The following is a 24,961-nucleotide window of genomic DNA, read 5'->3' on the forward strand; positions in this document are numbered from 1 at the left end:
ACTCGTACTTCGACATGAACAGGAGGCAGGTACTCCGACTCGGCGGCGCAGCGCTCGTGGCGACCGCGACGGCGGGCTGTTCGTCCATCGGCGGGTCGAACGGGTCACCGAGGGTGTCGATGGCCGACGGGTTCAGCTACGAACCGGAGCGGGTCACGATTAGCCCGGGGGCGACGGTCCGCTGGGTGAACGACAGCGACGTCGGGCACACCGTGACAGCCTACGAGGACGGCATCCCCGCGGACACGGCGTACTTCGCCAGCGGCGGGTTCGAATCCGAACGGGCCGCACGCGCCGACGTGAACGGTGGACTCCTCGCCGCCGGGGAGGCGTACGAGCACGCGTTCGAGGACCCCGGGACGTTCGAGTACTTCTGCATCCCCCACGAGGGGTCGGGGATGACCGGGAGCGTCGTCGTCAGGTAGTCCCGGCCCGGAGCGAGGAGGTTCCCACAACAACCACCTCTGCGCCGGGTTGATTAGCAGGTGAGTGCGCTGTCCTGTAGTACCGCACGTATCGTGTACTGCACAGTGGTGCCTCCGACTGCGAGCGTCGGGTCGTTCAGGGGAAGGGAGGTAGTCAGGTAGAAGTAGCTCGCTGTGCAACTGGCGCTAATGGCCTTTGAGTGGGAGACGTCCATCTGGAGGCGCATCTGGAACCGTTTCCACTCATATGTCGGCAGGCAGTCGCTGTCACTACTCCTCGTCGTCGGAGTGCTGCTGACACGTGTACCTCTCGCCTCCGCCCATGAGGCAACCGCGACTGCGGGGCTCACAGACGGACACGGTCTTCTGCTCGTGCTCGTCGGTATCGGGTTGATAGGTGGTGCCGTCGTCTGTAAGCGCCTCGAGTACCTGTCGCCGACTGTCGCTCTCTATGGGGTCTTCGTTGGAATCGTCGTGACTGCACTCGGTGCTGTTCTCTTCGAAGGGCTGTCCCCGGACCCGTCCTACACAGCGAGTTCGGTGCCGTTCCCCCGGTCGTGGTACGAACCGCTCGGGCTAGCTGTCGGCCTGTTCATCGCAATGGCGAGTTTCGCCATCGGCTGGCTCCGCTGGCCGACCCGCCCACGATACACCTTCCTCGGTCTGCTGATGGGACTCTGGGTGTCGTATCCCTATCTCGTTCCGGCTCCAGCTGGCTACTACCACCCGCTCGGCTATGCAATCGTCCTCGGAACACCGATCCTCGTCGGCTACATCGTCTGGACGGATGCGGGTACCGTCCTCCGTGCCGTTCTCCGTGATCCGATCGCCCGCCGCTTCGGCGCTGGCGTCGGGTTCATGCTCGCGTTGTTCTTCACTACCGTCACGGGGTATCTCTCGCTGTTCCCCGAGGAGGGGATACACGAGACGACCATCGTCGTCCTGCCTGTTGTCTACCAGTTAGTCATGTGGCCAACGCTCGAGATCGTGCTGCCACACATCCCGTTCTTCCTGGCCATATCACCCGGTCTGATCATCGTGATCGGCGTCCTGAGTTCGCTTATCGAACTGAACGCCGCGGTCATCGCTCGCCACTGGCGCGTCGATGAACGGGCGGGCATGACACAGGGAACCGCTGGAAGTGCGGCAATCGTGGGCACGTGTACGTGTGGGTGCTGTGGGCCACTGGTCGCGAAGCTCGCAGTACTGGCAGCCGGTCCGGCGATCGCGGCGCCACTGTACTGGGTGTTCGTCGATACAGCCTCCCCACTCAGTGCGCTGTTCATCGTCGGCAGTTTCGTCCTGTTCACCGGGAGCCTCGTCTATTCCATCGAGGCAGCACAACGCCCGGACCGGTCGACAGCAGTTGCCTCCATGGATTGAAGAACTGAGACTGCCGTTCACCTCTACAGCGGATACTACGGAATAGCGTCGTATATGGATGAATCCAGTCTAGCAAAGACGTCACGGGATATCAGATCGCTCTAGACGCTGGAGAAGCAGGGAAGCACAACCGTTCTTCGACGTTACTTTCGGTCGACAAACGTGTCGAGTGTTGTGGAATTCGGCCCGCCATCGCCGGGGGTCAACGAAACGAATTCTAGATCACGTTCGACGAGCATCCGCTGGGCCCGATCGGTTACTGATGGCGCGACGAGGATTCCTCGTACAGTCTTGTCGGTCCGTTCGCTCTCGGCCGCCTCGACATACCGAGCAAGTTGGCCAACGGCATCCGGGCCGACGCGTCGCCGTTTCAGTTCGACGATGACAGGGACGCCGTCGCTATCGATCCCGTAGAGGTCGACGGCACCAGCACTCGTCTCGCGCTCGGTCGCCCGTGGCTGAAACCCTGATTCGATCAAGTCAGGGTCGGCGAGAATTCGCTGACGAAGGTCCTCCTCACTTCCAACGAGGTCGAGGTCTTGCTCGTCGGTGAGCGAGAGCGCCGACACTTGGTAGATCGTCTCGAACTCGATGCGAACCGTCTCACTGGGTGTCGAGCGTTCGCTCTGGACAAGGAGTATCGCATCGTCGGCCGCATCGCTCTCCTCAAGGTCGACCGTGTGTCGACAGCCCGGTGGTTGCCAGTTGACCGGGTCACGGTTCGTCGACTGGTGGACGAGCAATGTCCCGTCCGGTTTGAGCACGACCAGTCGGTCGCCTGCGCCGAGCGTACTCTCGGTTCGTCCGGAGTAGTCGACCGTACAGCGGCCGACGACCGTCAGCATCGCGTCGGCGTCGAGTCCATCAGTGAGAACTGCATAGGCCACCTCCAGCGTCGGGGCAGTCTCAGTCGTGATGGGCGTGGACACACCGGAGCGAACGGGCGGCAGGACGAAATCACTTCGGGGGTGGCCCGTGTGCTCAGTCTCCAGCAGCGTGTCCAACGACTCTTCTCCAGGCTGGAGGTGCGTTGGTCTGCGCTCGTGCGCTGATATCGTGATACATGTTACTGATGACCGGTGCGTCCGAGGCGGTGATCGAGAGCCACGCGTCGTCACGAGTGACGTCAGCGATGAGCAACTGTGTCGTCTGGTCGGCGTCGTCAAGAGCAGCCATCACCTCTCGATCGGCCGTCGACTGGGGGACAGAGCGGGTCATGGAGGGGCTAGTAACCGTGCTATACACAGATACATTAACTCACCGGAGAATGATTGCCCATGGTGAATCACTATGCTCAGTAGTGGTACTCCACACTATGATGGACACTGGCACACGATGCAGAGCGACTATATGCTAACCGTTCAGCTGGCGCTAGTGGTTCTACTGGACATGGAGCTGTGGCCGCTATCGCTCCAGTGCCCTACCCAGAGGAGAGACCACCACGGACGGTTGCGAACGCCACATTGGGTTGGACGGTCTCGATTTCGATGGTCACAGTATCGCCAGGCTTGGCCTCGGGGACGATAACAACGTAGCCACGTTCGACATAGGCGATGCCGTCGCCCTGATCGCCCGTTGTTTCGATAGTCACCTCACGCAGTTCTCCTTCCGTGACTGGCGGTCCACGTGCGTGTGTGTCATCGATCGACGATTCGGGAGTCGAATCAGACTGTGCTGGGAGAACCGCCACACGGTAGGTCGTCCCCGCAGTGAGTGAATCGCGGTCGATCTCCGAGGCAGGTACTTCAAGAACGTACTGGTCATCCTCGCGTTCGATTGTCGCATGAAACACCGTCCGCAATCCATCGGGAATCTCGACCATGGACGACAGTGCCATGGACGGGGCTTAGCTTCTGGTGATTCATCGAACCGACCTGCTCCACACTCCAGTCTCAGACTGCCACAGCCACCCACGATTTTCGATGCGCTTGTCGATCTTGATCGTACGGACTGGTTATGGGTCCGTCAAGCGAGCGAAGGCTGAATTGGCCACGATATGTCGAGTCACTCTTCAGCAGGCGCCGATGAATGTGGTGCTGGGAAGGCAGCCTCGCGATAGTGATTATACAGGTTGGTGCCCCACTCAACGAGGGCGTCGTTCGAACTGATGCACATTGCGATGTGATCGCCCTCGCCGACCTCGTTGTACGCACCGATGGCCACTTTTCGGTCGTCGTAGAGCCCGATGCCGAGGGTGAGTGGTTCGTCGAGATGCCCAATCTGGAAGTCCTCGTAGTCCGAATCGTCGAGGAAGTGTTCCAATCCGGCGTCGTACAGGTGGGTGTACACCGAGCGATCGACGATTGCCTCGCCGGGGAGTCCGAGCTTCAACAGCGTATTGTAGGCGCGAAAGAGCGTCGGATTGTAGATCGAGGTGAGTGCTCGAAAGCGCGAGAGTCCGATGTCACAGCGGTCGAGTGCGTGCCCGAGGACGATGCCCGGGGAGTCGACGACATCTGCGTCGGCGAGCACGTCGACAGGGATGTCAGCCCGTGCTGGGGCGAGATGCTACAGTTGTGGCGTCGTGATGATCACCCGCCTGATGGCTACCGTGAGATCGGATTGTTATCGGAGTCCGGGTGTCGGGTCCGGCCGCTGGGCACGGTCGTGCTCTCGTTGGTCAGCGACGGCGTCGCACTCGATTGTGAGATGGGCTGCAAAGTTCACCGTCGCGACTGACTCGCCACAATACGAACACTCGCGGTTCGCTGCCATCTGATCGGTCATCGTCCGACACCCCGATCATCCGATGAGATATTCAGTGGCTGTCCGAACGTAGCTGTACTACTCCCGTTAGCTGCCCGCTCTGTATCTCCACAGTAGGGTGAAACCCAATCGAATGCGAGTATTGATTTCATCGTTTGCCAAGTCCAAAACAGAAGGAACTCAATGTAGTCGCACCCCTCTTGACGCTGTCAACACCTCTGCAAGAGTTGTTCGCCAATAGACAGAAAACCCCCCGTCTATGCCAATTAACGGTCATTATGAGACGCCCGACATTTTATCGATGCAGCGGCCCTCTCACCCGGATTCGGGCCATGAGTCTTTTATGCGATGGCAAAAGCAATTGATTGTATATGAGTCGAACGCTCCCAACAGCTTCGTCAGACCCACGAGCGTCGGCAGATCTCGTCTCTCCACGGACCGTTGTCCGTGAACTCTCTCGTAACCAGGTCTGCGTTGCCGTTCTCGAAGCACTCAACGAGGAGCGAGGGACTGCGACGGACATCGCGAATCGGGGTGATGTGTCCCGACAGACTGCTCAGCCGTGGCTTAAGACGTTTCGTGAGCGACGCTGGGTCGAGCAGGAACAGAGTGTGTACATCCCCACAGGGGTCAGCGCAATTCTGCAGCATCAGTACGACACAGCGACCGAGGATGTCACGGCTGATTCGCTCGCATACCTTGCTGGCGCAGCCTATCGCGGTCCACTCCTCCAAGAATTTGACTCCGTTGAGACGATGTCTCCTACAGAAATCGACTGTACAGACAACTTATCCGATGAAGAGAGTCCCTCTCCGTCGACGATCTCACGAGCTCGAGCGAAGTTCGAATCCCACGGCTGGCTTACACGCGAGGGAACGAGCTACCAACTTACCACACAAGGAGAACGAGTGGTCGAGTCATACGAGACGCTGCTAACTGCCTGTGAACAAATCATCGACAAGACACCGACCCTACGTGATCTCGATCCGGCGGTCGCCGAGCTACCGGTTCATACGCTTCAAGATGCCACGCAGGTCGTGTCGACACCGGATAGTCCGTTCGACGCGGTGAACGCGTTCTTCAAGTTACCAGAGGTTGAGCACCTCGCGTTCGAGCGACTTCGCGGGTTCAATTCGTTTTTCGATATGCGGTACGCACGAGCCTTCGAACCAGCCATTGACGCAGGCAAGCAAATGGAGCTGATCATGCCTGCATCGATGATGAGTGAGATTCCGACGAGTGGAGCGGAAGCACAGTTCGCCCAGAAGTGTATGGGTGCCGAGCACATTCAGTCTCAGATGTACCCAGGAGAACTCCCGGCCGGGCTCACGGTGTTCGACCGGGATCGCGTTGCAATCGGAGCGCGGGGTCCCGCCCGAGCGAACAAAGAGCGGGCTGGCAGCATCTATTCGGCAAATGAGGAACTCATCGAGTGGGCGCTTGATTTGTACGATACTTACCGAGTCGACTCGGAACCTCCGCTCCGACATCTTTTCACTCGAATTCGAGAGTATGGCGCTGACATGCTGCAAACCGTCCGAGAATATTCTCAGAGCGACTCAGCTGACCAATCGGTAGTCTCAGACGATTGAGTTGGTCATTTAATTCGCCGGATCTTTCTCATAAGTAGAATGGTTGAAATGTTGGAACATGACTAAGCGTGATGAGACCAAACCGATGGAACACGACGACTACTCATGAGTCAACGTCCCACTCAATCACTCATCGATATGAGCGATCCGTTCACAGTCGATATTGACGGCACGACACTCAAACTTGGCGTTCATGCTGACAACGTCATCGGCGAGCCGCGAGTCCAGTGGGCCACAGAGGATGGGACGACCGCGGGGAGGTGGGCACTTCCCAAGGTGCCACCGAACCGTTCTCGGACACACACAACCCCGTTCGAAACACTCGACGTCGCTGAACCACAACTCGTGTTCGGTCGGGATGGCAGCGCGACACCAACAATCGCAGATATTCCCCGTGAGCACATCATTCTCCCCGACGATGCCAGTGAACAGCTTCGGGCAGCTCTCGAGGCATTAGGGACGATCGACATCGATGCGCCACATGTCGAAACCGACCCGGAGCAATTCCCTTCGGTGATTGAGGATGCTCGTAAGTATCTCGGGGCTGCTGAATGGGACCAACAAGAGTGGGATGCTGAATACAATTTGATGTGGTACGTCCACCGCGGCCACGACGAGACGCCGCGCGCCTACCAATTCGTTGATGACACTCTCGTCTGGCGGAAGCACAGCTGGAAAACGATCACCCGGTCGAAGCGAGAGTTGATGAACGCATTTGAGAGCGGCGAGACCGCGTAGCGCAATCCCCTCACCCGGCTGTCTTGGTTGACCGTTCCACGAAGAATCTCGACCCGTCACGCTATTTTCTTCGTTCAACCGAAGATAAATAGACACGGCAGCCCTACGGCAGTTATGCGTCAACAGATCCCGCAACCGCCTGACGCAGGCCTTGTGAACGCGATGCGGTTCGGGACCGACACGTTCCGCTTTCTGGATGGTATCCAACGACGGTTCGACGATATCGCTGCCGTTCCGATTCCTGGACGTGCTCCGTTGGTGGTCATCACGAACCCGACGCTCGTCCACGACGCACTGTCGCGACCATCGGAGTTCAGTCGGATTCCAGCGCAAGGGTCGGCTGCGCTCATTGCCGAGCAGGGACTAGTACAAAGCGAAGGGTCACTCTGGCGGCAACAGCGTTCAATCATGGGGCCAGCGTTTACTGGCAAGCAGGCACGTGCATATGCGAATACTGTCGGTGAGCAATTAGGCGATCTAGTCCAGGAATGGGCCAACGCTGACGGTGAGGAGCAAAACCTCCATCGTGAGCTGACGTCGCTCACGATCCGAGTCGCTTCTGAGATTTTGATTGGCGAGGACCTCGGTCGTGACCGGGCCGAGCAGTTCTACGAGTGGATGCAAATCACGGGAACCGAGTTCGAGTTCTCGCCGACGAGCGTCGCTCCTGAGTGGCTCCCACAGCGGACGTCTACAGAGTTCGAAGAGGCGGCGGCGGGTATTCACGGGATGGCTGATGACATCATCGAACGCCGCCGAGCAACCTTGGGTGAAGACCCTGACGGCCGACCAACCGATATGCTCGGTCTACTACTGCAGGCAGAGGATGACCCGAGCGTTGATTACCCGACAAATCAGATTCGCGACGAAGTGGCAACGTTTCTGATCGCCGGGCATGAGACGACAGCATTGAGCCTCACGTATACGCTCAGTCTGCTGTCGTGGCACGACTCAATGCGGAATCGCGTCCGGGACGAAGCTGAAGCGGTTCTTGGCGAGGAAACACCTCGGTACGAGCACGTCGCCGACCTAGAATACACTGGTCACGTCTACGACGAAGGCCTACGGCTGTATCCGCCCGCATGGGCAGTGTTCCGTCGAGCCGATACGACCGTCCGACTTGGTGACTACCGAGTTGAAGAAGGTTCTGCGGTAGTTATGCCACTCTGGTCGATTCATCGCGACCGACTCTACTTCGAATCACCCCTCTCGTTTACCCCGGACCGGTGGGAACGACGCAACAAGAATTCGACTGAAGCGTATCTCCCGTTTAGTACGGGGCCGCACGCTTGTGTCGGTCGGCAGTTCGCAGTTTCCGGAGCGACGCTCACTCTCGCTCGTCTCACGCAGATGTTCGACATTGACATCCCAACAGATGCGCTCAATGATCTTCGAGCAACACCAACGCTCCGACCTGGCGACGGGGTTCCTGCGGTAATTCGGCGAGCAGAGTAAACTACGGTGCGCTCAGGCTATCCATTTGTGCGGTATCTCGCTACTATCCGTTCGCTGTAGAATAAATAAAGTACGTCCGTTTCAGTCGAAGAGCATTATGTTGATATGCTCTATAATTGTGTTCAACCTAGCTTTCACTCGATTTCGTTGAAGAATTAATGCTAAACCATCAAAATAGAATATATTTGAGTATATTTCCTTCAATCGTCTCTACTTTACTGAAAATTTGATAATTAACTCTGGAGAAGTTTATAGAAGATGTTGAGAGGTGTGAGGAGAAAAAGGTAGAAGAAATCAAAAATCAAGTAGCAACTATAGTCTATCGAGGATGACTTTCCAGAGAGGTATCCAGAGTAAGATCCAGACAGGAAGCAGTATACTCATATACATAGTTCCAATTTGGATCCCACTGATGAGAAAGAATATTGATAATAGGGAGGACCAAATCAACAAACCACCAACAAAAGGAGCAGTTCCGGACAACTTGTCAATGGATGATTGAGAGGGGGTCATAGTTTACGCTACGGACTCCTACTACTTTCCACTATCTGACTCTTACTAATCCACCAAAACAATTATTAATACCTATCCCATTCAGTCACTCTCGAAAGAATGTCTGGTAAAAAATCAAATGGGAGACGGAATTTCCTTCAGCAGATTGGCGTTACAGGATTGGCTGCTACGGCTTTTACTGTCCCAGTCTCAGCAAAGCCACAGTCTCAAGAGGATCTCTTTAAGGAACTAGAGCACCTTGAAAAAAAGCACGGCGCAGTTACTGATCAAAAGTTCAGTGGTTATCAGCCACCGTATGAGTGTATTCTGACCTATGAAGACGGGTTCAAAGTAGTGGTGAACGCAGACGTGGTTCAGCATAACACAGTAAAAATTGTGCTCAATAATTCCCTCTACCAGTTCGAAATTCCTGCTGAAGTTACTAACCGACAGAATGCTGAGGTGCGACAAAAAGCAGAAGCAGCGATGACGAGCGATATTGAATCGGTTCCAAATAAAAACGAAGTTCAGCAGACCGCAACGATACAGGCCCAGTCAAGTTGGGATGAAGTTACCATCGGCCGGAATCAGGAGAATCAGGGATCCACAATAAAAGTGGAAAACGAGATTGAACAAGGAGCAAATGCAGGAGCCTATCATTATCTTGAAACATCTAACTACGACTTAGGTGCTACTGGCCATGCTCCTGGATTCGTTGTTCGGGGAGGAAGAGTGAAGCTCCATCGTGATTTCAAGATTGTTGATTCGGTGACTGGTAGTTCCCAAGCAAGCATGAAATGGAAGGCTCATGGCTATCTGAAAACCCGCCTGCAGTCGGGAGTGACTACTGGCAGCGCGAGCGTAATTGGGTACGCAATTCTGACGAACAGAACAAACAACGATGAGATGGAACGTTCGATCATTGTTAATGAATCAACATCACCCCCCGGAAATTCTATGGTATTAGATCAGTATTGGGAAGATACTATCGAAGAAACCGTCGAAGTCGGTAACCTATATCGAATGACCTACGACTTCCGGTTCGTTGCAGACACGAGTGTTGGAAACGTCGCTGTCCCATTCGATGGTGGAAGGATCGATGGCGCTTCGACAGAATCGTACGGTCCAGCGACTACATACGACGGCGGATTCACGTCGACTCGCTACTACATCGACTGGTATTAGATGAACTAACAAGGTAATACCAACTTCTTGGCAATAAAGTCCGGGTACTAATTATCGAGTCAACACATTGTTTGTCAAAATCGCGAGCGCGAGAAATAGAATTTCCAAATTTCTCAGGTACTCAGTAGGCCACTGTTATGACAATATATATGATTTATATGTAGGAAAGATAAGCCGGCGAGCTTTTTTACTCTGATTTTGTTCCGTGGCGGTGAGATGAACACAGAATTGCGTTTGGGAAGCCTACAGCTATATTCGCGTGAAGCAGTAGGCGGTACAATTGGATCCAAAGGAGCAGCTACGAACATCCCAAGAAAATCTACCATCTCCGACTTGCTGCGTTTTTTTCCTCTTCGTCCGCGCCTCTGGCAAGTCGTGGTACTCCTCAGTCTATCTATCCTCGTCGTACTTGGAGGCGGCACGCCGGAGACTGCAATTCAGAGCGAACTCCCTAGCACGAATAATACGACGGAGTCAACGGCTACGATTGTACTTTCAAATCAGACCATCTCTGATGACACGCTCATCATCGAAAGCGTTCAGCTTTCTGATGGTGGGTTCGTCGTCGTTCAAGGCTCACGCTATGTCTTTGACAATGTTCCGAACCCTATCGGTGTCTCTTCGTACCTGCCCTCAGGAACGCATCAACGCGTTAGTATTCAACTGACTGCTGACGCTATAACGAATCGAACTGCAGGACGCGTCGCTGCAATCGCCCATCGCGATGATGGCGACGAAGAGTTTGAACACTTTGAGAACGCCTCAGCGGACCAGCCGTACTTGGATTCAGCTGGAGAACCAGTCGCGGACATAGCGTCTATTCAAGCTGCAGGAATCGAAGCTGGTACGACTCAATCGCGTGTTCAGTCGCCAAATTCGGATACCCGAAGAAGTTCTGAGTCCGCTTCGACAACGCGTATACCTACTGCATCGACCCCGTCATCGGATTCTTCTCCACTGCCAGAGAATGCTCTCGGGCTCGCGCTGGGTGCTGTACTGGTCGTGTTCGTGGCAATCAGTCAACGGTGACCGCGATGCCTGTATCAGACTCTACGATCAAGACTTCTACCGAGCAACGACAGAAAACGAATCAGCGTACACTCAGTCAAGAGAATACTCGCTCCGTTTCTCGGCGTCAGTTCCTTGTGACCACAGTGGCAGCGACTACACTCACCGGACTACCACATACGAGCAGAATATCAGCAGCTCGATCGAGACCACCGACATACCAGCCCCACCGCGGTTCGACTCCAGCTACTCAGGACGCCCGAACCTATGTGCTTCCCGGCCCTGGTCCAGATACAGTCGATATCGACGATCAAGGCGATCTTGGGAGTCTCGATGAGCTAACAGACGATCAGCGTAGTGGGCTCGATGCACATACCAAAGCGCTACAGCGAGAGCTCGAGACCACATTCGACCGCCTTGAGGATAGACCATCACACCAGACTATCAACGTGCAGGATGATCTCGACGTTACTGTCCATCCGGCGCGTAATCTCAACGTGGATCAGTCTCATGATCTTGATCCTGACGACCTCATCTATCGACTTCAGGCCGATGACATAGACCTAACAAGTGGCACGACAGTCGAACTTCCACCTGGAACATACACTATCCCTACCACGCTCCAAGGAAGCGTCGACAACTGGACGCTGCGTGGTACTGGGGACAGTCCGCAAGACGTCCGCTTAATCACTCGTGGCCAGAACAAGCGACTTATCGAGATCCATGGAGGGTCGAATATCCGTGTTGAGAACCTCACGATACACAATGGTACAGATGGGGAACACGCTGTCGGAATCCGAATCGACGGAACTGGAGGGATTCTTACGAAAGACATCCATCATACAGGCCTATCTCCACGAGAGGGAAACACAGGGAACCACGAACAATTCAACCGACAAGAGAACTCGCTGTATATCACTGTCTCCCAGTCAGACGGTGTCGCAATCACGGATGGATTCGTAAAGAAGAGCCCCACGGAGGTGAGTGGTCATGCCGAAAACGACCCAATATTTACTGCCTACGCATCGCACCGCGGAATATGGTACGTTCGGAACTCTGTCGCAATGCATGCAGGTGGTGATGGTGCTACGTACGCATCTCGGACGCGAGGTGGTATTCGGTTCACGAACTGCGTGTTCAAGAACAACTACGCATCCAGCATCCGGCTTGGCGGTGGACAGTCGTGGGTCCGCAATTGCACCGTCATCTGTGACCATCAACAGGCAACCGGTATCGATCTCTTATCGCCAACAGCTACTCACATGTCGCCGATCGTTTGGGAGGCTGGCGGAGTGTACGAAGGTGCGAGGTCACGGACTGGCGGGCTAATCGAGAATACCCGTGTTGAACTTCGATCAGTGCCCGCTGGACAGACACGGGGATGTATTGGCATCGACGGCTCCAGTGGCGGCATCATCGTTCGGAACTGCCAGCTCATCAACAGCACAGATAGCCCATCAGTTGCTGTGGATGCGCCCGGTTCCTCGTTTATGAACGATTACCAGATTCCAGCGGAGCCTCACGGAGTCTATCTCGAGAACCTCCAACTATCGGGAGACGGGACAGGACCAGCGATCGCCGCCTCTGGACGGCAGGTACTGGCACAGGGTATTTGCATTTCGATGCCGAATGGTGGCGCTGTCCGTGGAGCCCGATTCCTTGACAGTGGACCGCAGCGGTCTAGTTGTTCGTTCGTGAGCACTCCGGACCGACCAGCGCTCTATCAGCAGCTACTCTCCCTCCAACAGGGGGTTCCCACAGCAGGTCAGGGAATCGGTGCTACTGGCTTCGAAATACCAGGCCTCAGTAATCTCATTGATGGTATTTCCACGGTCGTAATCATGGCTGCGACGTTGCTACTTGTATTTGGGCTTCTCATCATCGGCTTCATCGTGTTGATTAGTGCAGGAGGAATATTCGCAGTGAAGCGACTCGTTTCATAGCTTCTGTCAGATATCGCAACGAGATACCGTTATCTCAGGCACTAAATCGCTCATATACGCTCATCTTGCATTCATACTAGACATTCAGTATATCAGTACAAGCCACAAGCGGTAATAACCTGTTCTGGCAGGACTCGGTCGTATGCTACCAATTGGACGCGACGAGAGTCGACAGGGTAGGATGGTTGACTGGGGCCGGACCCAAGAGAGACGACTGTACCATACCATTAGTAGAGTAGATATCCTCGGGAGGATTCACCACCTCGGGGCTACTGCTACGTTTGCCACCCTAACGCTCTCCTCAACGGCCGCGGCGCAGACGGCGGAGACCGATAGTGCCGTCGTGGAGTTCATCAACAGCGCGGCGCCGACCGTGCTGGCGTACCTCATTCTCTTTGGGACCGTCATTGCTGTCGGCGCGCACGTTGTGTCCGGCTTCCCGAAGAATCCCGAGACTGCGAACCGGCTCAAAGACTGGCGGAATCGGGCCGCAATGGGTGTGCTTGGTGCACCGATAATGGCGCTCATCATTGAGCAGATGCTCAGCTTCGTTCCGATCCCCTGGCTACAGCAGATCGATCTCGTCCCGCTCGTCTAACTCGAATCGCGTCGGGTGATAGTGCAGTTGAAGCTGAACATGATCTTCACTACATTCAGAACATGAGACGAATACGGTTCCAGCTACTCCTTGCGGTCGTTTTCGTAGTGCTTATACTCGCTACTGCTGGTCCGGGTGTAGCAGCGCAATCAGCGCCAACTGGAAACACCAGCAATGTGACCGCCAACGAGTCGACACAGGTTCCATCAAATAGCTCTCGCCAGTCGGGGACCAGCAACAACACGACCGGTGCTGCAGGGCCTGCCGTTGGAGTCGGCGGTGGCGCCGGTTCGATGCGGGGCTCAGAACCTAAATCCGGAATCTGCAAAGACCTTGGTGCCATTCAAACGATGACGTGCAACGGTGCAATCGGGACGCTACAGGGCATCGGCGACGGTGTCGGTGAACTGTATGGTGACGTCATGCAGGGTGTTGTCTACTTCATCGTAAATCGACCGCGTGCAATGGATGGTGGCGAGCCATCACTGGCTGGTCAGCCGACGAACCAGCCGATGGAGACGGTGTACGATATCTGGCTCAACAAAGGCCTTGCTGCGGGGGTTGCGGTGTGGGGGTTCTTCATGCTGTTCAACCAGTTCCGCGGAGTATTCCCAACGGGGGCGACGAGTTCATACTCTCGAGACAAGATGGCTCGTCGCGGGTGGTTTATTCTCGGTTTCATGCTCGCGTCGTGGCCAATTTCGATGGCTCTCCTCCATCTCGCCCATGGATTATCGACGTTCATTGCACCTGGCAGTGAAGCGCTCAGCGCTGATCTCCAGACAGCGACAGGAACCAATGCAGCAGCCGTAATCGGTGGTCTGGCTCTGTACTTCGCTTCTGGAGTGGTCGCTCTATTCGCGGCTATCGAGTTCATCCTCGCGTACGTTGGAGTGTTCGTTCTCACACCGTACCTCCCGCTGGCGATGGCACTCACCACGCCCGATTTCTGGATTTTCGACCGCGTAGCATCGATTGGTGAGACGATTGTCTCGCTGTACATCCCAACTGTCTTCTTCACCCTCCCGACAGCGATGGTTCTCGGAGCTGGTTACCCACTTGCGAACGCATTAGCCACGAATATCCCCGATGCCTTCGCATTCATTCCGGGGCTCGCGACGGGAACTACGGCAGTCATGGGCGTCCTATTGCTGGCAGTGTGGATACTTGCGTTGCTGGCACCAGTTTTCGTCTTTGCGGGCGCGTCCCAAATGCGGCTGTTCTCTGGAATGCTCGCCGGGGCAACGGGGGCACTTGCTATCTCGAAGCTTCGTAATCGAAGTGGGACAGCTGCCGCTGCCGGGGAGGCAGCATCGTCTGCGACCGCCTCAACAGGGGCTAGCAGCGGGTCAGTATCATCCGGACTTAGTCACAAAACGAACCCGATTCAGGGATCGTCGTTTTCAACGGATACAGCTGGATCGGGAATCGTAGCGACGCAAGAATCAACGGCGAATATCTCAAATTCCTCAGCAGCGATTTCACCGCAGACAGATTCCATAGGAGCGACGACAAACCAGACGTCTCGTATCGGTACGACGACTGGGACAGGAACGACATCCACTACCGGAACTCGACAGAAGACCACCAGCGGTGAGCCAACCGTCCTCTATGACCGAGGCCAGTTCAACGGCGAGAAGAATTACCTGGTCGGATATCTCGATAGTGACGACGAGTTCCAGTCGATCTATCGAGAGGGTCGCAATGGTAAGTGGCTCGTCGACCAAGGAGCGTATAGCCGGCTCGAGAGCAATTTCAGCGACGAAAGGCTACTTCTCCGAGATAAAGGCTCCAAGGAGTTATACGACGTACAGAACATCGTAGGCGACCGTCTTCGAAATCAGGGAGCGTACGATGACATCAAATCACAGAATCAGGCGAGTCGTGATGTCGTGTACGATACGTGGGGGCAGTAACTATGTCCGGGAACCAGGACCCAACGAGTCGACTTGTTGTCGAGACGTTCGGCACAGAGGATGAGATCTTCGGACTCGAACTAAAATACAGCCTCTCGGATCTTCGCCTGTTCTTCCCAGCGGGACTCATCGCTTTCTGTGTGCTTCTTTTCGGCAGTGCAGTAACGCCGGTTCTCGGCTGGGTTGGTGCCGTGGCAGTGCTGCTCGGAACCGGCCTGTTTGTCTATGTGACACCGGCACACAAACAACCTCAGAACCACCTGCAAGACATCGTCGCATTCAGACGACTTCCAGATACAATGAGCTTATTCGCAGCTGATTCCGATGAACAGACCGATCAGATAACGCACCTTGAGCGCGTCTTCCCGGACGGTCATGCCATTCGGCGTGACGACGGGTCGATGGTTGCTGGCTTGTCAATCGAGCCACAGAGTATGGCACTCGCTACTGAAAGCGAGTGGGAGGCAGCAACCCAACAATTCGACAAGTTACTCAATACACTCTCATTTGCAACCGTGACGACTTCGACGGGGATTCCAGTCGATCCATCGCTTATCACGAACGACTATGCCGACCGCTTGACCGATGAGGACGTACGCGACAATGCTGAATTGAAGCGAATCATCCGGACCTATCAAGAGGCGTTTCCTAATGAGTTCGAGCAGCGGGGGACGAGCGTTCGCCGGTACCAAATTCTCGTCCCAGTTACTGTTGAAGAAGTACTCTTACAGGATCGAGAAGCGATGGCGAAACTCGCAGACCTCCCCGTCATCGGAGGGTGCTTCCGCATTCTCGGAGCAGAGTCTAATCGACTATCCGAGCAAGAGATCATAGAGGAGCAACAAAAGACGCTCACTCAACGACTCGCCGACATCAAAGACGGCGTGCTTGACCTCAACGGCTGTTCTGCCGAGCGGTTGACTGGAGATGATCTAGCGGCGAGCGTCGAAGCATTCTGGACGGGGCGAACGATGGAGTACCAGACTAGCGGCCAGTACGAGAGTCGTTTCGAAGATACCCCGGCTGACGCTGGCGTTGTAATGTCGACTGGGGCGCCGTCCAAGGATAGCGGTACGCCTCCAGATGATACTGACCTTGAAGCTGATACGGACACTATTGGGGACATCGCTGTTGACGGCGGCCATCGGGGTGGATCCCAATGAATCTCAGCTTCGAACAGGTTCAGAATCTTCTATCGCGAGATGGCCGGTCCAACAGCAACACGACCACAGAGAAGCACTCGACAGCGGTCGCTCCGTCCGGTATCGACCGAGAACGGACGGCGATTCACACGGGCGAGCAGTGGTGCCGAACTCTTGCAGTCGTTAGCTGGCCCAAACACCTCCCACCGGGTATTCTTGATAAACTTCACACGCACCCGAGTTCGAACGTAGACGTCACAATTCATGCGAATCCGATTGGACGTGACACGTCGATCAATAGCTTCGAGGATGCGATTCGTGATCTGAAGGGCGCAAAGATCGAGAAGCAGAATCGGAACTCAGCTACGCTTGAGGAGACGGAGCGCCGCCTCCGTGAACACGTCTCCGTCCGCCAGCAACTCTCGGAGGGTGAGCAACGTGTCTACGATGTTGCTGTGTACATCACGCTTCGTGCAGAGTCACGAGAGCGACTCGATAAGCTGACCCGACACATCAACGCAGAGTTGACTGGGAGCCAGATTACGCTTAAGCCGGTGACCTATCGGCAGGAGGGTGCGATGGTCGCGGCAAGCCCGATTGCACTCGATCCAATCGAGGAGACTACGAAGATGGTGAGTGGAGCAGTAGCGTCACTGTACCCATTTTCAACGTCGACTGTTATCGAAGAATCGGGCATCCTCGTTGGCTATCACGCAACTACTGATGCGCCCGTCATCATTGACCGCTTCACCCGTGAAAACGGGTACAACTGTATCGTCTCCGGAAAGACTGGCGACGGCAAGTCCTTTGGAGCGAAGCTCATGCTACTACGTCGGTTGGCGAAGGATCCAGATACCATCGCGTTCATAATCGATCCACTCTCGGACTATCGGCGTCTTGTCGACAAACTCGACGGGGAACATATTGTCATCGGTGGGCGACGAGGACTCAATCCACTCGACATTCAGCCAACTCCCGAAGCAGTCCTCGACCAGAAGCCGGATCTGAACCCGTTCGGTAAGAAGAAATCTAGCGTGATGGGGTTTTTCAGTGACTATTTCGAGAGTCAAGGCATGGAGATGGGGTTCAAACGAACGGTCCTTGATATCGCTGTGACCGAGGCATACGATCGGGCGGGCATTGACGACCGTATCGAGACTCACCATCATGAGAGTCCAACCCCTCGAGATGTCCGTTCGATACTCCGTGAGATTAGCGAATCTCCCGAGGACCTTATCGACGATCTCACTGATCGAGGGGTCGACGCGTACGAGGATGCAGCAACGAAACTCCGCATGGCCCTCCACCCATTCGCGGAAGGCCAATCTTACGCACACCTCGGTGGAGAGAGCGACATCAGTGTAACTGATTCAAAGCTCGTCTATCTTGATCTCCAACAGTCTGAATCAGAGCGAGAACTCGGGCTGATGATGCAGCTCCTACTGGACGCGATTTACCAGCGGGCGAAAACCACGACGAAAGACGTTATTCTTTGCATAGACGAAGCTCACTATCTATTAGAGAATGAACATAGCCTTGGATGGCTCGATCGTGTAACCAGACACGCTCGACATCACAGCATGTCGCTACAACTCTCGACACAGAAGATCGAGGACTTCCTGCAGGACGAGAAGCGGCGGACAATTCTCGGTAACTGCTCGATGCAACTGCACTGGCGAGAGAACAAGCTCTCCGAAAGTCATCGCGAAGCACTTGACCTCACGGAACGCGAGGGAGAATTCGTCCGAAATGCACTTCCTGGAAGCATGGAACGTGGGTATTCACAAGCGCTCTGTGTCGTCGATGGCAAGGGTGCGTATCCTGTCAAAGTGAGCGCACTCACACCTGAAGCGGCACTCATCGACGAGAGTGTTGCGCGTAATCTCGGGGTGGAGTGACAATGCCCGACCAGAATGAACCTATCTCCGAACCACGACGGCGTGAGACAGATCCGGACGGTGATGACATCGCTTTCGTACCATCACCAGACTATGATGTTGATTTAGTAGAGTATCGCACACTCCGTCGTGCCAACTACTGTTGTGAAGCCTGTAGTACCCGAGTAGAGCTGGGCGAGGGGTTAATATGGAAAATTCGATCCAATGATTTCAGCTACCGGAATACCGCATACGTCTGTGTAGAGTGTCTCCACCGCCAGGGATGGCGGGACGATGTCCGTAAGCGTCGAATACAGGAAGCGGGACCTGTCAAAGGACGACTCATCGGATGGTTCTGGGATGCGCCGACTGCCTTCATCAGATACGCCGAGCATGTCCTCATCGGATTGGTTCTGCTGAGCACTCTCCTCTTACTCGTCACCGCTATAGGAGCTCAGGAGTACTTTCTCAATGCGGTCGTTCAGTCCAGCGGACTCGTGATCGGTATCACAGCCGGGCTGTATCTCTGCCATCTTGTTGTGTGGGTCTATCGCGATCCTCGAGGATGGGTATTCAGCCGACGACCACCATGGTACTATCTCTTGATTATCTGTGGGTTTGGCAGCATAGCCTATTTCCTTACTCTCGCCATCGACGACGTCTCCAGCCTCGTCTCGACAGCTATTCTCGTCGGAACTGGAGTGGGCTGTGCTATCGCAATTGACCAATCGGTTCGCCGTGACCGTACACAGTACTATTTCCCAGGCGCTCCAATGTATCGCGCCATTGTAGTGGGAACGGTTCGAATCAGTGCGTTTCTCTCAGTCGTCATCACAGTGGCCCCACAAGCACTCTGGGGGTCGTCTACGCTGTCAGCGGTCAGTTACGGGATGCCGATCATCGTGAGTGGAGGCTATCTCGTCTATCGGTCAACGAAGGACCCAGTGGTTCGAGACTCGTTCGTCCACATGTACGACTACATCGAACATCCTGTACAACGAGTCTACACCAAGCTGATTCCATCCTCATCTGAAGTGACTCAACAGCAGGAACCGCTCGCCGGAGAGAGAGAAGCGGAGAACTCTAGCAACCAGCAACGAGGTAGCTCTGATCAATGACGTGGCTGAATTGCCAAAATATCGCTGACGAGCTATTGGACACAGTCAACCGCTTTGCGACTCCTCCGTGCTCACAGGGCCGTTCCGCCTCATTGCTTCGTCGATCGGTGGGACTGTGTCGCGAACCAGCTCGAATACTCTCGAGGAGGTATGCATGACCGAAGGTTCCCCAGATTGGGTACCGTGTGCTGCTTCAGAGGAGGTTCGCTGGTACGGTCAGATTGCATGGCGAGCACTCACAGTCAAACTAATCGGGGGAATCGGAGCTCTCGTCGTCGGCTGGTTGACGTACATGGGTGCGTTCGAGTTGGGCACGTTCGGTAACATCTTCTTAAACCACCTCCCAGATTCGCTTGCGGATGCACCAGTTGTTTACTCGTTTGGATGGCTCTCGGCACTTCCACTCGGGTTGGTTCCGCTTGGGGGCCTCTACATCTGCTGGAGTCTCTATCGTGGGTTCACTACGAAATACGCGATTACGACCCAGCGGCTTGTCGTTCAGCAGTACCCGACATCGAATACCGAAACGCTGTCCTTAGATTCTATAGAGGCAATCGACTGCCGGCGAACGGTGGTCGGTCGGCTCCTGGGCTATGGTGACCTCAGGTTTACAACGACAAGCGACACGACGCGTCAGCCCGTGTTCAGCGGTCTCAACGATATCGAACAGGCACGGTCCACGCTTTCCGAATTGGATGACGATGCATCGCCGCTCCAGCTACAGCGAGAGTATCTTCGAGTAACGCCTGCCCACGACGATCTGCAGGCCGACGACGTTCTCCAGCATATTGGTGGACTGAGAAACGTCGAGGCAGAGCCTGTACAACAAGGACTTACCCGATTCTTGCCGATCGAATCTTCCTCACCACCGACGTTCGAGTTCCTCATAGTTACTGAAGGTGCCGACGCACCAGTCGAGTTCTACTACTCCGCGACTGAGCGACTGAGTGTTCTTGAACAGCATTTGGAGACTGCCTATCCCGAAGCCTTCGATATTGAACGAGTCCGAGCCGATCTTGAGACGAAGCTCGTCCCACCAACCGAATATACACCGGAGCAGTTCCAGACCGCACTTGAGCGTGGAGATGTCCAGTGTACACCTCATGACCCTTCCTCTCTCCGAGAAACTCGCTCGTCTCCCTCTATGAACACTCAGCGGGCAGATGGTGGAACACGTATTGAGGGAGTACCTGACGAACGTACACAGCCGCCACTACCGCAGTACGACAGCGAGGACAGTAGCAGCGATGGTAACGGTACTCACCAGCCCTCGGCTATCGAGACGCCACAGGCAACGACTGCAGAAATCCTCGCACGACCGAGCCTTGAGAGCGACGATGTGACCCTGAAAGGCATCGAATGGCACGGAGAGGGCGACTGGATGACACCACTCGCACAATTCGAGAGCTACCCCTCTCAGACAGGCTCCGACGAGCGTGCAAAGGCCCCACTGACACCCCTCGTCGACCAGCTCGCCGAGGCTGAACAGCCAACTGTATTTCAATCGGTGTTTCAGCGACGGTCTGACTGGAGTCAGAAGGCCTACAACCGGAAACATGATATTCGCCATGGTCGGGATGGATTAGCGGAGACTGTACTCGATGCCCTCTCGAAGATGCTCTGGGGGTACGAGGACTACGAAGACCAGACGGTCCCCCACGATGAGCAGCATGTGGCCGCTATCGACGAGAAAGAACCACGCCACACGTTTGTAGCGAACCTCCGACTACTCACAGTCGCCGAGACGCCACAGGACGAAGCATCGACTGATCGGCGACTCGAGACGCTCAGTACCGTCTTCGATCATCTCGACGGACACTACTACGGTCTCGATGGCCAGCGGCTCACATCGAACGGGTTCCGACAGTCGACCAAACAGGATCACGTTCGCCAAACGTTGCGCCGACTGCTCAATCGCGACGTTGTCACAGAACGTCGCTGGAAACTCCCATGGCAGACATCGCCTGAGCTAGTCTGCAACCCCAGTGAAATTGCGAATTTCATCACCGTTCCCGACGCCGAGTCGCTTTCGACAGAAGGCGCTCGAACGACTGGGGCAGAAGAGACGAGTCGTAACCCACTCCCACGGCCGAGCGACGAGACACTCGAGGAATTCGCGTCTGGTGTGGCCCTTGGACGAGCAATCGGAGAGACCGGCGAGCCAACCGAGCTTGTAAGTCTGCCGCCGCGACTTCTCACGAAACACGTCGGTCGCTGGGGGTCGTCTGGGGCCGGGAAATCAACGGCGATGATTAATGACGCGCTCTCAGCGCATGCGAGTGTTCCGGGACCAGTCGTCCTCTTTGATCGGAAGGGCGACGGGATGTGCCAGGAGTATCTTCGTTCGCATTTCTCCCGGTTCGGTGCATTCGACGACGTCTATTCGTTCGATATCCCCGAGCGACTCCCAGCACTCTCTGTTATCGATATCCGGCCTGCACTAGCGACTGGACGCGATCGTGAACTCGCGGTCCAAGATACTGTCGAGCACTTCCATGAGGTACTGCGGCTCGTCATGGGTCGTGAACAGTACGAACGGGCCTACGTCGCTATCGACATCATCGGGTATCTGATTCAGGCGTTGCTCGACGAGGAGTACGGTGCTGACGCGATCGGTCTTGATGCCTTGTTTGAGGCCGCGTTGGACATGCAGCACAATCAAGAGCTCCCGACGATCTCCGATGGTCGGCGTGACATCGAAGCCTCGCTGCGACGGCACTTCGCCAAGAATGACCACCAATTCCATCAGACGATGGATGCAGTTGCCAACCGGCTGGATAAGCTCAAGAACGACCCCTATCTCTATCGACTGTTCAATTATGTCCCCGAGTGGGACGACGCCACCGAGACGTATGCCGAACCGTGCTTCGATTTCCGAGCGTTCCTCGATCAAAATGCAGTGCTTCTCTTCGATCTCGGCGCACTCCGACCACGGGCCCAGAATGCACTCATCATGGTGTTTCTCTCGACACTCTGGGATGCGATTCAGACACGCCGACAAGAAGCGACAGCTGAGTACGAAACGATTACCAACCTGATCATCGACGAAGCTGCCCCCATTGCTGCAACTGACCTCATGGCGGAACAGCTACTCCCCGAATCGCGCTCCTTCGGACTCAGTGTCGAACTCGCTATGCAGTATCCCCGACAGGTCGCGCATACCAATCCGACGGCGTACGAGGAGCTACTGACAAATGTCCATACGAAGATTTTCGGGAAGATATCGGCCGACGACCGTGTCATCCAGTCACTCGCTCATGATGCGCTCGAACCCGAGGCCATCCGAAATCGACTAAATCGACTCCCCCCTGGTGAGACACTCGCTGATTTACCGAGTCCTACGTTTGGCGAAACGGGGCCCGCCCCATTCAGTCTCGCGCCGCTTCCACTCCCAGAAGGCCATCCAGAGAGTGAAAATCCGCTGACCGATGAGCAGGTCTCCAAGTTCGAAGCGCTCCATACAGCGATGTGCGAGCGAACCGCCGAGCAGTTCACTCCGTCTAGGAGTGAAGATACCATCGGCCAGAGTGCTTCGTCAATTCACGGGAGGGATGCAACCGCACCCAGCGAGCCAGGAACGACGAATGATCTTGGCACTCTCATGGCCAGTTCGATTCGTGCAGTCCAGCTTCGAGAGGACCTACGCGACACAAACGACTGGGTCCCTGCCTCGACAGTCGACAGTGATCTCCGATCTCGACTCACAACGACTGAGCACGACCAGCCCACACAGGAGACCCTCGGCGAACTCCGAGCGCAGTCAGAATTCATCGACGTCTCACTTGATGCCGACCACGAGACAGTAATCGTCAGGCTCACCGATGCTGGTGAACGCGCTGCCGTACCTGATACGGGGTCGGTGCGGGCGTCCGGGGGCGAAGCCCATGACGATGCACTCAATGCTATTGAACGGGCCCTGATTGGCCTCAATTTCACAGTCGATATCCTCGAACAGGACGGAAGCGAACAACCGGATGGTGTGGCTACCCACCCGACACTCGATGCTCCGCTCGCGATCGAGGCGGAGACGACGACACCAGACCGGCCAGTGAAAGTTCTCACCAATCTCAAGCGTGCTCACGAAGCAAGACACATCCCGCTATTCGTCGTGGAGACAGACGACACAGAGACGTACTGGGCGAACCGTGTCACTGGAATCCTTCACCCACCGGTCAAGGAGGTACAGGGGGAGAGGCGATTGTACACGTACGACGACCCAATCACATACGGTGGTGGCGCCGCAGCGGCCAACGGCGTGACCGCTGTCCGCCCGACTGCTGGAGCTGAAGACTCCCGGCAGACCATCTGGTGCGTTGATGAAGACGGATACGTTCTTTCCGATAGCTCGGGGACCGAGCACGCTCAAGTGTCAGCTATCGATGACGCGCCACGAGCCGTGTTTCCGGCACTCTACACGTATGATAGCGAAACTGAGACGTTCGTCGTTTACGACCGCGGTGAGACTCAAACGTATCCGACCAAGGACGCGTTCGAAGCTGAGTGGGTGACCGTCAAACGCCCGTTCGTCCCCGAGTCTGCACTCTCCTCGTCAGCTGTCGAGCAGACGACCTATGCCATCGCTATCGTTCACACAGATGGTGAAGTTGTTATCTATTCTGCAGGCGATATTCATCCAGTCTCGGCACTCATTGACGGGACGATCGACCTGCACTCACCGTCGAAATCGAGCGCAGATCCGAGCGAGGCAGGAGAACGGGAACAAAGCGCTAGCTCTGGGTCGGTAACACAACGTGATGATCAGCGTGATGCTTCGTCAGTCGGCCGCTCAGCCGCCCCATCGAGCGAAATGGATACCCAAACCCATCTCGAGCACTTCATCACAACTCGCCTCAGGCTGGATTCGGACTCTGTCGTTCCCAAGGACGACTGTTATCGTGCATACGCTACGAACGCGAGAGCCCACGATGTCGAGCCACTCTCGAAGAGCTGGTTCGGTCGGCGCCTCGGTGAACATCTCGATATCGAGACGCGCCGTGTTCGACGTGAGGGTGAGTTGATTCGCTGCTACACCGGTATCCGACTCACCGATGGAGATGAGTCGCTGGAGGGTGAGATATCGTGAGCACGGACGACTCCCGAGGGGCCCATCAGTCGCTTCACCATCCAGCCTGCCACGAATCTTCACAACCCCACATAAGACTCTGCTCGGAGTATCACTGTCGAACAGTGGACTGTCTCAGGCAGCTGTTCCATCCAGTACTGCAATTCATTCACGCACATTGGGTAGAACATTGCCTGGAACACGCCTCTTGGGTGGAACAATGCATGGAACACGCCGCTGTCTGGTGGTTTTCCTCGCTATTTCGCTCCTGTTCCAGGCAAAAACCAACTAGTATAGCGGGGGGTGAGGCCGTTGGACGTA

General features: G+C 55.6%; 18 protein-coding genes. 14 read left to right on the top strand and 4 right to left on the bottom strand.

What is annotated here, in order from left to right; genetic code table 11:
* Positions 1-14 precede the first annotated feature (14 nt).
* On the top strand, positions 15-425 hold the full coding sequence (locus NKG96_RS19930; RefSeq protein WP_254538833.1) for a plastocyanin/azurin family copper-binding protein: 411 nt from the start codon (positions 15-17) through the stop codon (positions 423-425).
* A gap of 189 nt (positions 426-614) precedes the next feature.
* Complete coding sequence (locus NKG96_RS19935) at positions 615-1,808, top strand: hypothetical protein (protein ID WP_254538683.1); 1,194 nt, start codon at positions 615-617, stop codon at positions 1,806-1,808.
* A 143-nt stretch (positions 1,809-1,951) separates the two neighbouring features.
* Here NKG96_RS19935 and nucS read toward each other — a convergent pair whose 3' ends face one another.
* The 4 genes from nucS to NKG96_RS19955 all read right to left on the bottom strand — a co-directional run bounded on the left by nucS (position 1,952) and on the right by NKG96_RS19955 (position 4,280).
* Positions 1,952-2,737, bottom strand: coding sequence for an endonuclease NucS (gene nucS, locus NKG96_RS19940; protein WP_254538684.1), 786 nt, complete (start codon positions 2,735-2,737; stop codon positions 1,952-1,954).
* 52 nt (positions 2,738-2,789) lie between these two features.
* Complete coding sequence (locus NKG96_RS19945; protein ID WP_254538843.1) at positions 2,790-3,026, bottom strand: DUF7556 family protein; 237 nt, start codon at positions 3,024-3,026, stop codon at positions 2,790-2,792.
* Between the two features lie 202 nt (positions 3,027-3,228).
* On the bottom strand, positions 3,229-3,630 hold the full coding sequence (locus NKG96_RS19950; RefSeq protein ID WP_254538685.1) for a TRAM domain-containing protein: 402 nt from the start codon (positions 3,628-3,630) through the stop codon (positions 3,229-3,231).
* A 182-nt stretch (positions 3,631-3,812) separates the two neighbouring features.
* Positions 3,813-4,280 carry a transcriptional regulator FilR1 domain-containing protein gene (locus tag NKG96_RS19955; RefSeq protein ID WP_254538686.1) on the bottom strand — a complete coding sequence of 156 codons (468 nt, stop codon included), beginning with the start codon at positions 4,278-4,280 and terminating at the stop codon, positions 3,813-3,815.
* Between the two features lie 605 nt (positions 4,281-4,885).
* On the opposite strand from NKG96_RS19955, the gene NKG96_RS19960 reads away from it, so the two are divergent.
* The 12 genes from NKG96_RS19960 (at position 4,886) to NKG96_RS20015 (ending at position 24,661) form a co-directional block, all read left to right on the top strand.
* The gene (locus NKG96_RS19960; RefSeq protein ID WP_438267446.1) at positions 4,886-6,106 is read left to right on the top strand and encodes a transcriptional regulator FilR1 domain-containing protein; all 1,221 of its coding nucleotides are present in this window, start codon (positions 4,886-4,888) and stop codon (positions 6,104-6,106) included.
* 105 nt (positions 6,107-6,211) lie between these two features.
* The gene (locus NKG96_RS19965) at positions 6,212-6,844 is read left to right on the top strand and encodes a hypothetical protein (protein WP_254538688.1); all 633 of its coding nucleotides are present in this window, start codon (positions 6,212-6,214) and stop codon (positions 6,842-6,844) included.
* Positions 6,845-6,958: 114 nt separating this feature from the next.
* Positions 6,959-8,299, top strand: coding sequence for a cytochrome P450 (locus NKG96_RS19970; RefSeq protein WP_254538689.1), 1,341 nt, complete (start codon positions 6,959-6,961; stop codon positions 8,297-8,299).
* A gap of 612 nt (positions 8,300-8,911) precedes the next feature.
* Positions 8,912-9,976 (top strand): hypothetical protein, encoded by a 1,065-nt coding sequence (locus NKG96_RS19975; protein WP_254538690.1) that lies wholly within the window; start codon positions 8,912-8,914, stop codon positions 9,974-9,976.
* A gap of 216 nt (positions 9,977-10,192) precedes the next feature.
* Positions 10,193-11,005, top strand: a complete 813-nt coding sequence (locus NKG96_RS19980; RefSeq protein ID WP_254538691.1) for a DUF7282 domain-containing protein — start codon at positions 10,193-10,195, stop codon at positions 11,003-11,005.
* Positions 11,006-11,433: 428 nt separating this feature from the next.
* Entirely contained in the window at positions 11,434-12,927 is a 1,494-nt protein-coding gene (locus NKG96_RS19985; RefSeq protein ID WP_254538692.1) for a right-handed parallel beta-helix repeat-containing protein, read from the top strand.
* Positions 12,928-13,108: 181 nt separating this feature from the next.
* On the top strand, positions 13,109-13,525 hold the full coding sequence (locus tag NKG96_RS19990; RefSeq protein ID WP_254538693.1) for a hypothetical protein: 417 nt from the start codon (positions 13,109-13,111) through the stop codon (positions 13,523-13,525).
* 176 nt (positions 13,526-13,701) lie between these two features.
* Positions 13,702-15,441 carry a TrbL/VirB6 family protein gene (locus tag NKG96_RS19995; protein WP_254538694.1) on the top strand — a complete coding sequence of 580 codons (1,740 nt, stop codon included), beginning with the start codon at positions 13,702-13,704 and terminating at the stop codon, positions 15,439-15,441.
* Between the two features lie 2 nt (positions 15,442-15,443).
* On the top strand, positions 15,444-16,604 hold the full coding sequence (locus NKG96_RS20000; protein ID WP_254538695.1) for a TraC-like domain-containing protein: 1,161 nt from the start codon (positions 15,444-15,446) through the stop codon (positions 16,602-16,604).
* Positions 16,601-18,481, top strand: a complete 1,881-nt coding sequence (locus NKG96_RS20005; RefSeq protein WP_254538696.1) for a VirB4 family type IV secretion system protein — start codon at positions 16,601-16,603, stop codon at positions 18,479-18,481. Before NKG96_RS20000 ends, NKG96_RS20005 begins: the two co-directional genes overlap by 4 nt.
* Positions 18,482-18,483: 2 nt before the next feature.
* Positions 18,484-19,578, top strand: coding sequence for a hypothetical protein (locus NKG96_RS20010; protein WP_254538697.1), 1,095 nt, complete (start codon positions 18,484-18,486; stop codon positions 19,576-19,578).
* A 154-nt stretch (positions 19,579-19,732) separates the two neighbouring features.
* Positions 19,733-24,661 carry a PH domain-containing protein gene (locus NKG96_RS20015; protein WP_254538698.1) on the top strand — a complete coding sequence of 1,643 codons (4,929 nt, stop codon included), beginning with the start codon at positions 19,733-19,735 and terminating at the stop codon, positions 24,659-24,661.
* The last annotated feature ends 300 nt before the right edge of the window (positions 24,662-24,961 follow it).

It is taken from the genome of Halomarina litorea (genome assembly GCF_024227715.1).
Classification (GTDB): Archaea; Halobacteriota; Halobacteria; order Halobacteriales; family Haloarculaceae; genus Halomarina; species Halomarina litorea.